The sequence below is a fragment of the Serratia sp. CY55921 genome, from assembly GCF_052167655.1.
GTDB classification, from domain to species: Bacteria; Pseudomonadota; Gammaproteobacteria; order Enterobacterales; family Enterobacteriaceae; genus Serratia; species Serratia ureilytica.
Genome location: NZ_JBJNMU010000001.1, coordinates 2,636,281 through 2,649,775, shown reverse-complemented (window position 1 = coordinate 2,649,775; position 13,495 = coordinate 2,636,281). Strand labels below are relative to the sequence as shown.

Annotated in this window: 14 protein-coding genes and 1 other RNA gene; 12 read left to right on the top strand and 3 right to left on the bottom strand. The window is 58.1% G+C overall.

What is annotated here, in order from left to right; genetic code table 11:
• The first annotated feature begins 16 nt into the window (after nt 1–16).
• Nucleotides 17–841: an HMP-PP phosphatase gene (cof, locus tag ACJ8M3_RS12885; protein ID WP_069100182.1), complete on the top strand. Its 825-nt coding sequence runs from the start codon at nt 17–19 to the stop codon at nt 839–841.
• Nucleotides 842–901: 60 nt separating this feature from the next.
• Here the strand turns inward: cof and ACJ8M3_RS12880 are convergent, their stop codons facing one another.
• A complete protein-coding gene (locus tag ACJ8M3_RS12880; protein ID WP_089196650.1) occupies nt 902–1,942 on the bottom strand; it encodes a PLP-dependent cysteine synthase family protein in 1,041 nt (346 codons plus the stop codon).
• Between the two features lie 122 nt (nt 1,943–2,064).
• Here ACJ8M3_RS12880 and ACJ8M3_RS12875 point away from each other — a divergent pair, with 122 nt between their 5' ends.
• From ACJ8M3_RS12875 to amtB, 5 genes are all read left to right on the top strand, one after another.
• Nucleotides 2,065–2,526: an Lrp/AsnC family transcriptional regulator gene (locus ACJ8M3_RS12875; RefSeq protein WP_004940330.1), complete on the top strand. Its 462-nt coding sequence runs from the start codon at nt 2,065–2,067 to the stop codon at nt 2,524–2,526.
• Nucleotides 2,527–2,618: 92 nt separating this feature from the next.
• Entirely contained in the window at nt 2,619–4,394 is a 1,776-nt protein-coding gene (gene smdA / locus ACJ8M3_RS12870; RefSeq protein WP_089196651.1) for a multidrug efflux ABC transporter permease/ATP-binding subunit SmdA, read from the top strand.
• On the top strand, nt 4,387–6,165 hold the full coding sequence (gene smdB, locus ACJ8M3_RS12865; RefSeq protein ID WP_089196652.1) for a multidrug efflux ABC transporter permease/ATP-binding subunit SmdB: 1,779 nt from the start codon (nt 4,387–4,389) through the stop codon (nt 6,163–6,165). The genes smdA and smdB overlap by 8 nt, the downstream gene beginning before the upstream one ends.
• Nucleotides 6,166–6,443: 278 nt before the next feature.
• Entirely contained in the window at nt 6,444–6,782 is a 339-nt protein-coding gene (gene glnK, locus ACJ8M3_RS12860) for a P-II family nitrogen regulator (RefSeq protein WP_004940327.1), read from the top strand.
• A gap of 35 nt (nt 6,783–6,817) precedes the next feature.
• Nucleotides 6,818–8,104 (top strand): ammonium transporter AmtB, encoded by a 1,287-nt coding sequence (amtB, locus tag ACJ8M3_RS12855; RefSeq protein ID WP_047572447.1) that lies wholly within the window; start codon nt 6,818–6,820, stop codon nt 8,102–8,104.
• Nucleotides 8,105–8,194: 90 nt separating this feature from the next.
• On the opposite strand, the gene tesB is transcribed toward amtB, so the two are convergent.
• Entirely contained in the window at nt 8,195–9,058 is an 864-nt protein-coding gene (gene tesB, locus ACJ8M3_RS12850; RefSeq protein WP_033642086.1) for an acyl-CoA thioesterase II, read from the bottom strand.
• A 231-nt stretch (nt 9,059–9,289) separates the two neighbouring features.
• Here tesB and ACJ8M3_RS12845 point away from each other — a divergent pair, with 231 nt between their 5' ends.
• On the top strand, nt 9,290–9,781 hold the full coding sequence (locus ACJ8M3_RS12845; RefSeq protein WP_033642087.1) for a YbaY family lipoprotein: 492 nt from the start codon (nt 9,290–9,292) through the stop codon (nt 9,779–9,781).
• 64 nt (nt 9,782–9,845) lie between these two features.
• Here the strand turns inward: ACJ8M3_RS12845 and ACJ8M3_RS12840 are convergent, their stop codons facing one another.
• Nucleotides 9,846–10,160, bottom strand: a complete 315-nt coding sequence (locus ACJ8M3_RS12840) for an MGMT family protein (RefSeq protein ID WP_089196654.1) — start codon at nt 10,158–10,160, stop codon at nt 9,846–9,848.
• Between the two features lie 156 nt (nt 10,161–10,316).
• Here ACJ8M3_RS12840 and ffs point away from each other — a divergent pair.
• The 5 genes from ffs (at nt 10,317) to ACJ8M3_RS12815 (ending at nt 13,469) form a co-directional block, all read left to right on the top strand.
• Nucleotides 10,317–10,413, top strand: an RNA gene (ffs, locus tag ACJ8M3_RS12835) — signal recognition particle sRNA small type.
• Nucleotides 10,414–10,780: 367 nt separating this feature from the next.
• On the top strand, nt 10,781–11,578 hold the full coding sequence (locus ACJ8M3_RS12830; protein WP_046688362.1) for a winged helix-turn-helix domain-containing protein: 798 nt from the start codon (nt 10,781–10,783) through the stop codon (nt 11,576–11,578).
• Nucleotides 11,563–12,057 (top strand): FidL-like protein, encoded by a 495-nt coding sequence (locus ACJ8M3_RS12825; RefSeq protein WP_033642090.1) that lies wholly within the window; start codon nt 11,563–11,565, stop codon nt 12,055–12,057. Before ACJ8M3_RS12830 ends, ACJ8M3_RS12825 begins: the two co-directional genes overlap by 16 nt.
• Nucleotides 12,058–12,491: 434 nt before the next feature.
• On the top strand, nt 12,492–12,935 hold the full coding sequence (locus tag ACJ8M3_RS12820; RefSeq protein WP_226772955.1) for a winged helix-turn-helix domain-containing protein: 444 nt from the start codon (nt 12,492–12,494) through the stop codon (nt 12,933–12,935).
• Nucleotides 12,936–12,965: 30 nt separating this feature from the next.
• A complete protein-coding gene (locus ACJ8M3_RS12815; RefSeq protein WP_046688363.1) occupies nt 12,966–13,469 on the top strand; it encodes a type II secretion system protein N in 504 nt (167 codons plus the stop codon).
• Nucleotides 13,470–13,495 lie beyond the last annotated feature (26 nt).

The following is a 13,495-nucleotide window of genomic DNA, read 5'->3' as shown; positions in this document are numbered from 1 at the left end:
CATTCATGAGGTCTTTATGTATCGCCTGGCGGCTTTCGATATGGACGGCACGTTGTTGATGCCGGATCACCGGGTTGGCCCGGAAACGCTGGCGGTGCTGAACCAGCTGGTGGAGCGGGAGATGGTGGTGACGTTCGCCACCGGGCGGCACTACCTTGATGCGCAACCGATCATGGCGCAGCTGGGGCTGCAGGGCTATCTGATCACCGGCAACGGCACGCGGGTGTATGACAACCGTGGCCAACAGCTGCACGCCACCGATCTGCCGGCGGCGGTCGCCGAAGAGGTGCTGCATCATCATTGGCGCACCCGCGCCAGTATGCACGTGTTCCGCGACGAAGGTTGGCTGACCGAATTCCCCGTGCCGGAAGAGATGCTGCGGGCGCATCACCTGAGCGGTTTTCGTTTTCAGCTGGCCGACGTGCGCCGCCTGCCGGCGTTCGGCAACAGCAAGGTGTGTTTTGTCGCGCCGCACGAGGAGTTGCTGGCATTGCAGGTACAGCTGCGGGCGCAGCTGGGCGGTGAGGCAGACCTATGCTTTTCCGCCTACGACTGCCTGGAGGTGCTGCCGCTCGGTTGCAACAAAGGCACGGCGCTGGACCGACTGAGTCGCCATCTGGGGCTGACGATGGCCGACTGCATGGCGTTCGGCGACGCGATGAACGACAAAGAGATGCTGGGGGCGGTGGGACACGGCGTGGTGATGGGCAACGCCCTGCCGCAGCTGAAATCCCTGCTGCCGCAGCTGCCTGTTATCGGCCATTGCCAACAACAGGCGGTGGCCCACTATTTACAACATTGGCTGCGTTCACCTTGCCTCACCTATTCCCCCGAAGAATGAGGTTCTCCTTACAGCCGGCCGGGTATGACTACCCGGCTTTTTTTTACCCGAAGCCTGGCGTTACAAATTTGCCAGCTGCGCCAGATACGGCTGCAGATCGCCAATGTTGTTGCTGACCCACTCCGGGTTGTAATAGGTATCGAGGTAGCGCTCGCCGCTGTCGCACAGCAGGGTGACGATCGCCCCTTGCTCGCCGTTTTCCCGCATCTGCTTCGCCAATTGCAGCGCGCCCCAGACGTTGGTGCCGGTGGAGGCGCCGACCTTGCGGCCGAGCACGGCCTCCAGCCAGTGAATGGTGGCGACGCTGGCGGCGTCCGGCACCCGCAACATGTTATCGACCACCGAAGGGATGAACGACGGCTCGGCGCGTGGGCGGCCGATGCCTTCGATACGGCTGCCGCAGCTGCCGATCAGGGTGCGATCGCCGTGGTGGAAGCAGTCATAGAACACCGAGTTTTCCGGATCGACCACCGTCAACCGGGTGTCGTGCCCCTGATAACGGATATAGCGCCCCAGCGTGGCGGAGGTGCCGCCGGTGCCGGCGCTCATCACGATGTGTTTCGGCACCGGGAAGGGTTCGCGCGCCATCTGGCGGAAGATGCTGTCGGCGATATTGTTGTTGCCGCGCCAGTCAGTGGCGCGCTCGGCGTAGGTGAACTGATCCATATAGTGGCCGTTCAGCTCTTTCGCCAGCTGTTCGGAAGCGGCGTAGATCTGGGCGGCGTGATCGACGAAGTGACAGCGGCCGCCGTAAAAGGCGATCTGTTCTACCTTGCGGCGTGCGGTGCAGGACGGCATCACCGCGATGAACGGCAGACCGATCAGCCGCGCGAAGTAGGCTTCGGACACCGCCGTGCTGCCGGACGAGGCCTCGATGATGGTGGTGTCCTCGGTGATCCAGCCGTTGCACAGGCCGTAAAGGAACAGCGAGCGCGCCAGGCGGTGTTTCAGGCTGCCGGTCGGGTGGGTGCTCTCATCTTTCAGGTACAGGCAGATGCCGGGAAACGCCGGCAGGTTCAGGCGAATCAGGTGCGTATCGGCGGAGCGTTGAAAATCCGCTTCTATTTCACCGATAGCATATTTTACCCAAGAGTTTGTCATGATTTGGCCTCAGAATAGGGGGCTGATTTATGGCGTAGCATAGCCTGTCGGCAGGAAAAAAGGATTGCCATTTTCCCTGTTTAATCGCCTAATGGGAGAAAATTTTTCTCCAGGTGGCCGCTATGTTAGATAAAACAGACCGTAAGCTGCTGTGCATGCTGCAGCAAGATTGCACCCAGTCGCTGCAGGCGCTGGCCGATGCGGTTAATTTGACCTCTACGCCGTGCTGGAAGCGCCTGAAACGTCTGGAAGACGAAGGCTATATCCGCGGCCGGGTGGCCTTGTTGGATAACGAAAAGCTTGGCTTGGGGCTGACGGCGTTCGTACTGATCAAGACCCAACAGCACAGCAGCGAGTGGTATCAGGCGTTTGTGCAGCTGACCAGCCAAATGCCCGAGGTGCTGGCGTTCTACCGTATGGCGGGAGAGTACGACTACCTGATGCAGGTCGAAGTGGCGGACATGAAAAGCTACGACGGTTTTTACAAGCGCCTGGTGAACGGCGTGCCGGGCCTTATTGACGTCACCTCGAGCTTTGCCATGGAAAAAATCAAATACACCACCGCGCTGCCGGTGCCGGAGTGAAAAGTTCACCGGACGAGCGGCTCAACGGTGGTATCCTGCTCCGTTGAAGCGGAAAAAGAGACAAACCTCATAAAACCCTGGAATCAAACTGCGTGAGATTATTTGCACAAATCGGCTGGTACTTCCGCCGGGAGTGGCGCCGCTACCTGGGCGCGGTGGTATTGCTTATCGTCATCGCCATCCTGCAACTGCTGCCGCCTAAACTGGTCGGCATCATCGTGGACGGCGTCACCGAAAAACAGATGTCTACCGGCATGCTGTTGGCCTGGCTTGGGCTGATGATCGGCACTGCGATCGTCGTTTACCTGCTGCGCTATGTGTGGCGGGTGCTGCTGTTCGGCGCTTCCTACCAGCTGGCGGTCGAGCTGCGCGAAAACTTTTACCGTCAGCTCAGTCGGCAGAACCCGGCGTTCTACCTGCGCCACCGCACCGGCGATCTGATGGCGCGCGCCACCAACGACGTGGATCGCGTGGTGTTCGCCGCCGGTGAAGGCGTGCTGACGCTGGTGGATTCGCTGGTGATGGGGTTGGTGGTGCTGGTGGTGATGAGCACCCAAATCAGCTGGCAACTGACGGTGTTGGCGTTAATCCCGATGCCGCTGATGGCGATCGCCATCAAATATTACGGCGATCAGCTGCACCAGCGCTTTAAATCGGCGCAGGCGGCGTTTTCCAGCCTCAACGATCAGGCGCAGGAAAGCATGACCAGCATCCGCATGATCAAGGCCTTCGGGCTGGAAGATCACCAATCCAACCGCTTCGCCGACGTCGCGGCGCAGACCGGCGCCAAGAACATGCACGTGGCACGGGTGGATGCGCGCTTCGATCCGACCATTTATATCGCCATCGGCGCCTCTAACCTGCTGGCCATCGGCGGCGGCAGCTGGATGGTGGTGAACGGTTCGCTGACGCTCGGGCAACTGACCAGCTTTGTGATGTACCTCGGCCTGATGATCTGGCCGATGCTGGCGCTGGCCTGGATGTTCAACATCGTCGAGCGCGGCAGCGCGGCCTACAGCCGTATCCGCAGCCTGCTCGACGAGGCGCCGGCGGTGCAGGACGGCCCGCAGGCGTTGCCGGCCGGGCGCGGCGTGCTGGAGGTGGATATCCGCGCGTTCCACTACCCGGAAAACCCGCACCCGGCGCTGCATGACCTGGCGCTGACGTTGAAGCCGGGGCAGATGCTGGGGCTGTGCGGGCCGACCGGGGCCGGTAAGTCGACATTACTGTCGCTGATCCAGCGTCAGTTCGACGTCGACCAAGGGCAGATCCGCTATCACGGCCTGCCGCTTCCGCAGGTCAGGCTTGACGACTGGCGTTCGCGGCTGTCGGTGGTGAGCCAGACGCCGTTCCTGTTCTCCGATACCGTGGCGAACAACATCGCGCTGGGCCAGCCGGGGGCGACGCAGGCGCAGATTGAACAGGCGGCGCGGCTGGCCAGCGTCCATGAGGACATTCTGCGGCTGCCGCAGGGCTATGACACCGAAGTGGGCGAACGCGGCGTGATGCTGTCGGGCGGCCAGAAACAGCGCATCTCCATCGCGCGCGCGTTGCTGCTGGATGCGGAGATCCTGATCCTCGACGATGCGTTGTCGGCGGTGGACGGCCGTACCGAGCACCAGATCCTGCACAACCTGCGCAGCTGGGGGCAAGATCGCACGGTGATTATCAGCGCGCATCGGCTGTCGGCATTGACCGAAGCCAGCGAAATCCTGGTGATGCAGCACGGCGGCGTGGCGCAGCGCGGCGATCCGGCGGCGCTGGCGGCGCAGCCGGGCTGGTATCGCGATATGTACCGTTATCAGCAGCTGGAAGCGGCGCTGGACGAAGCGCCGGAAAACGGCGAGGAGGCGTTGGCCGATGAATAAAGTGCAAAAGCTGTGGCCGACGTTGAAGCGGCTACTGGCCTACGGCTCGCCGTACCGCAAACCGCTGGGGATGGCGGTGCTGATGCTGTGGGTGGCGGCGGCGGCGGAAGTCGCCGGGCCGATCCTGGTCAGCTATTTTATCGATAATTACGTCGCCAAAGGGCAACTGCCGCTGATGATTGTCGGCGGGCTGGCGGCGGCCTACATTCTGCTGGAGCTGCTGGCGGCGGCGCTGCACTACTTCCAGGCGCTGCTGTTCAACCAGGCGGCGGTAGGCGTGGTGCAGCGGCTGCGTACCGACGTGATGGACGCCGCGCTGCGCCAGCCGCTCAGCGCCTTCGACACGCAACCGGTCGGGCAATTGATCTCGCGCGTCACCAACGACACCGAAGTGATCAAGGATCTGTACGTGATGGTGGTCTCCACGGTGCTGAAAAGCGCCGCGCTGATCGGCGCCATGCTGGTGGCGATGTTCAGCCTCGACTGGCGCATGGCGTTAGTGGCTATCTGCATCTTCCCGGCGGTGTTCGTGGTGATGGGCATCTATCAATATTACAGCACGCCGATTGTGCGCCGGGTGCGCAGTTATCTGGCGGACATCAACGACGGTTTCAACGAAGTGATCAACGGCATGGGCGTGATCCAGCAATTCCGCCAGCAGGTGCGCTTCGGCGAACGCATGAGCGCCGCCAGCCAATCGCACTATCTCGCGCGCATGCAGACGCTGCGGCTCGACGGTTTTCTTCTGCGGCCGCTGCTCAGTCTGTTTTCGGCGCTGGTGCTGTGCGGTTTGCTGATGTTGTTCGGCTTCAGCGGCGAAGGCGTGATTGGCGTCGGCGTGCTCTATGCCTTCATCAACTACCTGGGGCGTTTGAACGAACCGCTGATCGAGTTGACGTCACAACAGTCGATCCTGCAGCAGGCGGTGGTGGCCGGCGAACGTATTTTCGAACTGATGGATCGCAGCCAGCAAAGCTACGGCGCAGACGATCGTCCGTTGGCCAGCGGCAGCATCGACATCACCGATCTGAGCTTCGCCTACCGTGCGGATAAAAAGGTGCTGCAGCATATTTCGCTGGCGGTGCCCTCACGCGGCTTCGTGGCGCTGGTCGGCCACACCGGCAGCGGCAAGAGCACGCTGGCTAACCTGCTGATGGGCTATTACCCGGTCAGCGAAGGGGAAGTGCGTCTCGACGGCCGTCCGCTCTCCAGCCTGTCGCACCGCACGCTGCGCCAGGGCGTGGCGATGGTGCAACAGGATCCGGTGGTGATCGCCGATTCGGTGCTGGCCAACGTGACGCTGGGACGCAACATCGATGAAGAGGCCGTCTGGCGGGCGCTGGAAACGGTGCAGCTGGCGAGTCTGGTGCGCGGCTTCCCGCAGGGTATCCATACCCGGCTGGGGGAGCAGGGCAATAACCTGTCGGTCGGGCAGAAACAGCTGCTGGCGATGGCGCGGGTATTGGTGCAGGCGCCACAGATCCTGATCCTCGACGAGGCGACCGCCAACATCGACTCGGGCACCGAGCAGGCTATCCAGCGGGCGCTGCGTGTGATCCGCGAGCACACCACGCTGGTGGTGATCGCTCACCGCCTCTCGACGATCGTCGATGCCGATTCCATTCTGGTGCTGCATCGCGGCCAGGCGGTGGAGCAGGGCAACCATCAACAGCTGCTGGCGCAGCAGGGGCGCTACTACCAGATGTATCAGCTGCAGCTGGCGGGCGAGCAGTTGGCGGAAGCGGTGCACGAAGAGAGCCAACCCGCCTGATCCCACGGGCCGCGATCGCGGCCCTTATTTTTCCCAACGCACCACAAGCAGGCAACTCCGCCAGGCTACGCCCCCTTTCTGCACTTTTTCGACGCGACGCGCACCAAATCAGTGCGCATTATTTAACCCATTCAAGGTATCGGTACTGCACCGCGCCGCGGCGGCGCCCGCGTGCCCGCTAATCCGCTGAATCGCCATGCAAAATAAAATTTGGCACAGCCCTTGCTACATATGAGGCGTACCGGGGTGAGTTTGGGCTTAATTCGTGGAGAGGCAATATGAAGCTGGTGACCGTGGTAATCAAACCGTTCAAGCTGGAGGACGTGCGCGAGGCCTTGTCCTCCGTGGGCATTCAGGGGTTGACCGTAACCGAAGTGAAGGGCTTTGGCCGCCAGAAAGGGCACGCCGAGCTGTATCGCGGCGCCGAATATAACGTCAACTTCCTGCCCAAGGTCAAAATCGATATCGCCATCGCCGACGATCAGTTGGATGAAGTGGTTGATGTCATTAGCAAAGCCGCCTACACCGGCAAAATCGGCGACGGCAAAATTTTCGTTGCCGAATTGCAACGCGTGATCCGTATTCGCACCGGCGAAACCGACGAATCGGCACTGTAACCGCGAACTCAGTTAAGTGATGGGGATGATTGATAATGAAAAGACTGTTATCCATGTTGGGCCTGAGTTCGGTAACCCTGGTTCCTTCTTTGGCCCTGGCCGCTCCGGCGGTCGCCGATAAGGCCGACAACGCCTTTATGATGATCTGCACCGCGTTGGTGCTGTTCATGACGCTGCCCGGCATCGCGCTGTTTTACGGCGGCCTGCTGCGCGGCAAAAACGTGCTGTCGATGCTGACGCAGGTCACCGTCACCTTCGCGCTGGTCTGCGTGCTGTGGGTGCTGTATGGCTACAGCCTGGCGTTCAGCGAAGGCAATGCGGTGTTCGGCGGATTCCAGACGGCGATGCTGAAAGGCATCGGCATCGACAGCGTCACCGGCAGCATCAGCCAGATGATCCACGTCGCTTTCCAGGCCTCCTTCGCCTGCATTACCGTGGCGCTGGTGGTGGGGGGCTTCGCCGAACGCATTCGCTTCTCGGCGGTGCTGATCTTCGCGATCCTGTGGTTCACCCTGTCTTACCTGCCGATCGCACACATGGTGTGGGGCGGTGGCTATCTGGCCACCGACGGTGCGCTGGACTTCGCCGGCGGCACCGTGGTGCACATCAACGCCGCCAGCGCCGGGCTGATCGGCGCCTATCTGCTCGGCAAACGCGCCGGCTTCGGTAAAGAGGCGTTCAAACCGCATAACCTGCCGATGGTGTTTACCGGCGCGTCCATCTTGTATATCGGCTGGTTCGGCTTTAACGCCGGTTCCGCCAGCGCGGCTAACGGCATCGCGGCCTTGGCATTCCTGAACACTGTGGTGGCTACTGCGGGCGCTATTCTGTCCTGGACCTTCGCCGAGTGGGTGCTGCGCGGCAAGCCTTCGTTGCTGGGCGCCTGCTCCGGCATGATCGCCGGGCTGGTTGCCGTTACGCCGGCGGCGGGCACCGTGGGCGTGGGCGGCGCGTTGATCATCGGCCTGGTGGGGGGCGTCGCCGGCCTGTGGGGCGTAGTGACGTTGAAGAAATGGCTGAAAGTGGACGACACCTGCGACGTGTTTGGCGTGCACGGCGTGTGTGGCATCGTCGGCTGTCTGCTGACCGGCGTGTTCACCGCTTCTTCCCTCGGCGGCACCGGCTATGCCGAAGGGGTGACGATGGGGCATCAGGTGTGGATCCAACTGCTGAGCGTCGTGATTACGCTGGTGTGGTCAAGCATCGCCGCCTTTATCGCCTTTAAGATCGCGGGCGCGATGGTGGGGCTGAGAGTGCCGGAAGAGCAGGAGCGCGAAGGGTTGGACGTCAACAGCCACGGCGAGAGCGCCTACAACCAGTAAGACTCGAAGCAGGGCAGTGCGCTAAATACGAAAATAATGATGAAGCAAAAAGGGGCGATGGAAACATCGCCCCTTCCTTTATGCCGCGAATCAGGCGTCGCGTTGGCGAATCACCCCTTCCTGTACGGTGGTGGCGACCAGCACGCCGTCGCGGGTGTATATCTGGCCGCGCACAAAGCCGCGTGCGCCGGAGGCGGAGGAGCTTTCCACCGCGTACAGCAGCCAATCATCCATGCGGAACGGGCGGTGGAACCACATTGAATGGTCGATGGTGGCCACCTGCATGCCCGGCTCGAGGAAGCCGACGCCGTGCGGCTGCAGCGCCGTCGGCAGGAAGTTAAAGTCCGATGCGTAGCCCAGCAGATATTGGTGGATGCGCGCATCGTCCGGCATGCTGCCGTTGGCGCGGAACCACACGTAGCGATGCGGTTCTTCCACGCTGCCCTTCAACGGGTTGTGGAATTTCACCGGGCGCATTTCGATCGGTTTCTGACCGATAAATTTTTCGCGTACTTTGGTCGGCAGCATCGGCGCCAGCTTCTGAGCAATCTCTGATTCGGACAGCAGCCCTTCCGGCGGCGGCACGTCCGGCATCTGGTTCTGGTGCTCGAAACCTTCTTCCGGGCTCTGGAAGGAGGCGGTCATATAGAAGATAGGTTTGCCGTGCTGGATGGCGCTGACGCGACGGGCGCTGAAGCTGTTGCCGTCGCGCAGGGTTTCCACGTCGTAGACGATCGGCTTGCTGCTGTCGCCCGGGCGCAGGAAGTAGCTGTGGAACGAGTGCACGCTGCGCTCGTCCGGCACCGTCTGTTTGGCGGCGTACAGCGCCTGGCCGACCACTTGCCCGCCGAACACCTGGCGCAGCCCCAGATCTTCGCTTTGGCCGCGGAACAGCCCTTCTTCGATTTTCTCCAGATCCAACAGATCGAGGAGGTTTTGCAATGCCTGGCTCATAAAATTGTTACCTTTCTAATAATCATTTTGCGCAGTGTGCGGAATATCACGGCGCGGCGTCAATATCTTGCGTTAAAGGGCCGATGAGAATGCTCTTAATAGTGAGCGCATTGGGCTGGCTAAGTGATTAATAGGCGGGGCAAAGTGGATTTATCAGTGTTTTGTGCTAAGTTTAATGAGTGAGGTGGTGAAAGCCACCAACGTGTTGATAATAAAAAAGGAGACCGATCCATGAAACTCTGGCAAATCGTAGGCGGTGCCGCAGCACTGACGATCACGCTGGCAGGATGCGCGCAAAAGAGTGCTGATGTGCCTACACCGGCGGCCGGCAACCCGGCGGCTGCGCAAACGCAGATTCAGGGGCCGGCGGTGACAGGTTCGGTTAATATACGTCAGCGCATTGCGCTGCCGCCGGACGCCGTACTGACTGTCACCCTCTCTGATGCCTCGCTGGCGGATGCGCCGTCCAAAGTGATTGCACAGCGCGCGATACGTACCGAAGGGCAACAAGCGCCGTTCAACTTTACGCTGCCGTACAACCCGTCTGATATCCAACCGAATGCGCGCATCATTCTGAGCGCGGCGGTGACGGTCAACGGGCGACTGATGTTCATTACCGACACGATCCAGGAAGTGGTTAACCGCAACGGCACCCGCGCCGATCTGCTGCTGGTTCCGGTGCAGGGCGTGCCGATGCAGGCTGCGCCAAGCGCGATGCAGTAATTCTGCTGCGGTACGGCAAGACCCAATCAACAGCCTTTGCGCTTCGGCCAAAGGCTGTTTTGTTTTACCAGCGCCAGCCGTAGCGATCGAAATCGACCGTGCTGTGCGGGCCGAAAATAATCCCCTCCGCCAGCAATGCCTGCCGTTGCCGTTGAAAATCCTCCCCCTGTTGCGAGATTTGCCCGTGCCGGTTGATTACGCGGTGCCACGGCAGCGTGCTGCCTTCCGGCAAACGCCGCAGCACGCCGCCGACCTGACGCGCGGCGCGCTGCGAACCGGCCAGACGGGCGACTTCACCGTAGGTGGTGACTTTGCCGTACGGAATAGCGGCCACGATATGGAATACCCGCTGGCTGAAAGAGGCGTCTTCTGGTTGCATGTTGCAGTTCCTGCGCGAGTCAAAACCCAGGCGGAGAGTGTGCCACAATGCAGGTGGGCAAGAAAACAGCGGTTGGCCCGGGTTGGCTTGCTATTTGATGGGGCATCGCCGATAATGCCCACCGCTTCGGAGTACAGAAGCCGTCAATGGGGGCCCTGTTGGTTCTCCCGCAACACTAACTTGTGAACTCGGTCAGGTCCGGAAGGAAGCAGCCGCAGCAGGTGACGTGTGTGCCGGGATGTAGCTGGCAGGGTCCCCACCCATTTGCGTCCCGCAAAACGCTCTTCCCCATTATTCATCAAGTCGATACGCTGAACAGGCGTTACTTGCGCACCTCGCGATCGCGAAGCGTGTCCTCTGCACCGTTTTAGCCTTTATCCCCCTGATAGAAATGTATTGTTGCCAACAGATCCGATGACGGCGAAAAAATAACGCGTATACCGCCATTTGTGGGACAAATAAGGATGGAGAGATGGGGAAAATTCTTAAAGTTGCGCACCTGTTGGGATGACGTTAGTATTGTTTTTTCTCTGTGCGAAAAAACTATCCGCGCTTAGCGGCGGTCGTCGAACTGGCTCAATAAGTTTAAATAATAACCCGTGTGCGCTGTCAGGCTAAACATGATTTATATCATTGATAAAGATATTACATTTAATACTGAAAACGGTTCATTGAAAAGTTTAAAGAAGGGGCGGGAAGTTTTCTTATCCAGCGTCAATGCCAGAGTATTCAAATGCTTGCTTGAACACGGCCATGAGACGGTGAGTCGCGAGACGCTGTTGCAGCAGGTTTGGACCGATCACGGCTTGAGCGCCTCTTCCGCGACGTTAAATCAATATATCAGCCTGACCCGACGCGCATTGACGTCTGTCGGTTTCAACGAGCGCCTCATCGTTACCCTATCCAAAAAGGGGTATAGACTTAATCGAATAATACCTGTCGACCGACTGCGGATTGATTTACCCGAGCCTCCTCAGCTTGCCGATGCCTCAGTGACGTTGGCGTCACCTGCCGCAACGACAAAAAACACCCATCACTATTTTTTTATTCTGCTGCGCAGTTTATCGATCGTCGTACCCTTATCTTTTCTGGCGCTGTGTTTCATCTATTACAAGCACCATCGCGACAGTGAAAAGAAGCAGGTATTGTCCTACGTCGGCACGGTGAACGGTTGCCCGATCTACTATGCCGGCCATTTTTTGGCGAATCACCAGGACGGCTACTTGCAGTTTCTGGTCAGGAAAGATTTGTATGGCCGGCATTGCCGATCCGGCGAGGTCGTCATTACCAAGGTTAACCGTTCTCAAAATGCCAATGAAGACAGCGGACGCCAGTTTATCGCCAAATGCACGAAGGACAGTGCGGCTGTTTTGCATAACTGTGAGAGCGAGTACATTCGGGCATGGAAAAAAAGTTAAATATTCTGTCAGCCACGCTGGTCGGCCTGTGCGTGTTGACCGGCAGCGTGATGTATTCCCTGATACGCAGCCATCATGACTTCAGTGATTTTTCCTGTGAAGCGAACGCCACGTTCAATTATTTCAATTCACTGGACGCGCAGGCGGCCCATAACGACATTCAGCTGTCGCTGAAAATAAACTACATCTTTTTGTCCGGCGATAAGGGCGTGATGGTCCTGTCGGGGTTAGCCAACGACGGTGAAAAGAAATACTTCGTCAATCGGCGGGTTAACTTCAGCTATGTTTCGCAGGGGAGTTTTTATCGCTTTCAGTATGGCGAGGTCAACTATTCGCCGCGTGATACCTTGCCGGAAGAGATTTATACCTACTTTTTCAGCAATGAGTCGACGTTTTATCATATTCGCAGCATTGATAAAAACACGTTGATGTTTAGCAATGCCTATTCGCCGATGTTCTTATGCAATATTGAATCCTGACGTTTACTTTATTGCCCCTCCGATAAAGATGTATTTTATTTGCCGTTTATAGCGTTCCGCCGTCTTTTTAGCGCACAACTAATAACATGAGTTATTATCGGTCATTGTCTATTTTTCGCATCACTAATCGAATTTAATGGCGGTTCACTTATTTTATAAATTCTTCTATCACCATGTTTTTAAATGACTTAATGGCTTTAGGTTTGTGTTGTTTTGTTAGATTAATTTTATATTGTTTATTTTAAATAAATAAGTTGCATGAATATTTTTAACATGATTAATTGAGCCGGCTCTTAACACGGCGAATCACTTATTTGCGTTGAAAATGCATCTGCCGCATGCGTGCAAAGGTAATGGCACAGGGAGCCTTTGGACTTCATTAAACTGATAGGCGAGAGATGGACATACATAGCATTGCCCTGAACGAGACTCTGTTGGAAAATGAGTTGGTGATCTTAAACAACAATGAAAAGACGCTGTTATTTAAAAAAGAGAATGTGCTCATCGAAATGACCGAATTGCAGCGGCGTTTCATGCTGTGCCTGTTGAGTGGCATCTATAAGAAAAATGACATTATTCGCGCAGTCTGGTTCTGCAACCATGAGACCATCAGCGACAATAACTATTATCAAATGATATTCCAATGCCGCGCTTTGCTCTCCCGCCACGGTATTCCGGGCGAGGTGATCAAAACCATTCCCCGATTTGGCGTGATGCTGAGTTTCCAGGCCTGCGAACGCGCGAATACGCGGGAGCAATGCTTGGCACCGGCGGCTAATAAACAGCGGCGAACGTGGCTGGACGCCGTGAATTATAAAGTGGCGCTGGCCATCACGCTGCTGTTTTCCGTGGCGATGGTGTTGGGCATTTCCGCTTAGCGTTGGCGCCGTTGAATAACCGGGGGGCCAGTGAGCAAGCGGTTGATAGACTTTTTTATTCTACTTTTCTTCCTGGCTAATTTGACGTTCATGCTTTCTCAGGTGTGGCGAATGATAACCGTGAATAACGAACCCGTTGAGCCGCACCTTGAAAGTGGGCGTGAGCAAGTGCGCCATGGCGTTTTTCCCCAGGAAGATGACATCGAGAAAATTAACGACGCACACTGGTTTGGCCGCTATCAGGCGGCGAAAAGCGGCGAAAAGGCGCGCGGGTATAAGGTCGGCGAGTGGACGATCGGCGCCGAGCTGCTGGCTAACGCGCCGGAGGCCGCGACGCTCGGCAAGATAACCGGTCTGCTGTTCAGTGATAACGCCGAAAAAAGCCTGGTTATCGTGGAACATGGCGGTAAGCAAACCGGGTATGGCGTTGGCGACCGGCTGGTCGGCAGCAATGCCGTTATCGTGCGGATATTAAAAAACAAAATACTGCTCGATGAAAACGGTTATTACGCCGCGCTGACGTTTAAAGAGTAGCCGGCGCGCCGCTTCGGCGTGGGGTG

Coding starts and splice junctions, on each gene's coding strand:
- cof (WP_069100182.1), top strand. CDS start 17: ATGTATCGCCTGGCGGCTTTCGATATGGACGGCACGTTGTTGATGCCG.
- ACJ8M3_RS12880 (WP_089196650.1), bottom strand. CDS start 1,942: ATGACAAACTCTTGGGTAAAATATGCTATCGGTGAAATAGAAGCGGAT.
- ACJ8M3_RS12875 (WP_004940330.1), top strand. CDS start 2,065: ATGTTAGATAAAACAGACCGTAAGCTGCTGTGCATGCTGCAGCAAGAT.
- smdB (WP_089196652.1), top strand. CDS start 4,387: ATGAATAAAGTGCAAAAGCTGTGGCCGACGTTGAAGCGGCTACTGGCC.
- glnK (WP_004940327.1), top strand. CDS start 6,444: ATGAAGCTGGTGACCGTGGTAATCAAACCGTTCAAGCTGGAGGACGTG.
- amtB (WP_047572447.1), top strand. CDS start 6,818: ATGAAAAGACTGTTATCCATGTTGGGCCTGAGTTCGGTAACCCTGGTT.
- tesB (WP_033642086.1), bottom strand. CDS start 9,058: ATGAGCCAGGCATTGCAAAACCTCCTCGATCTGTTGGATCTGGAGAAA.
- ACJ8M3_RS12845 (WP_033642087.1), top strand. CDS start 9,290: ATGAAACTCTGGCAAATCGTAGGCGGTGCCGCAGCACTGACGATCACG.
- ACJ8M3_RS12840 (WP_089196654.1), bottom strand. CDS start 10,160: ATGCAACCAGAAGACGCCTCTTTCAGCCAGCGGGTATTCCATATCGTG.
- ACJ8M3_RS12830 (WP_046688362.1), top strand. CDS start 10,781: ATGATTTATATCATTGATAAAGATATTACATTTAATACTGAAAACGGT.
- ACJ8M3_RS12825 (WP_033642090.1), top strand. CDS start 11,563: ATGGAAAAAAAGTTAAATATTCTGTCAGCCACGCTGGTCGGCCTGTGC.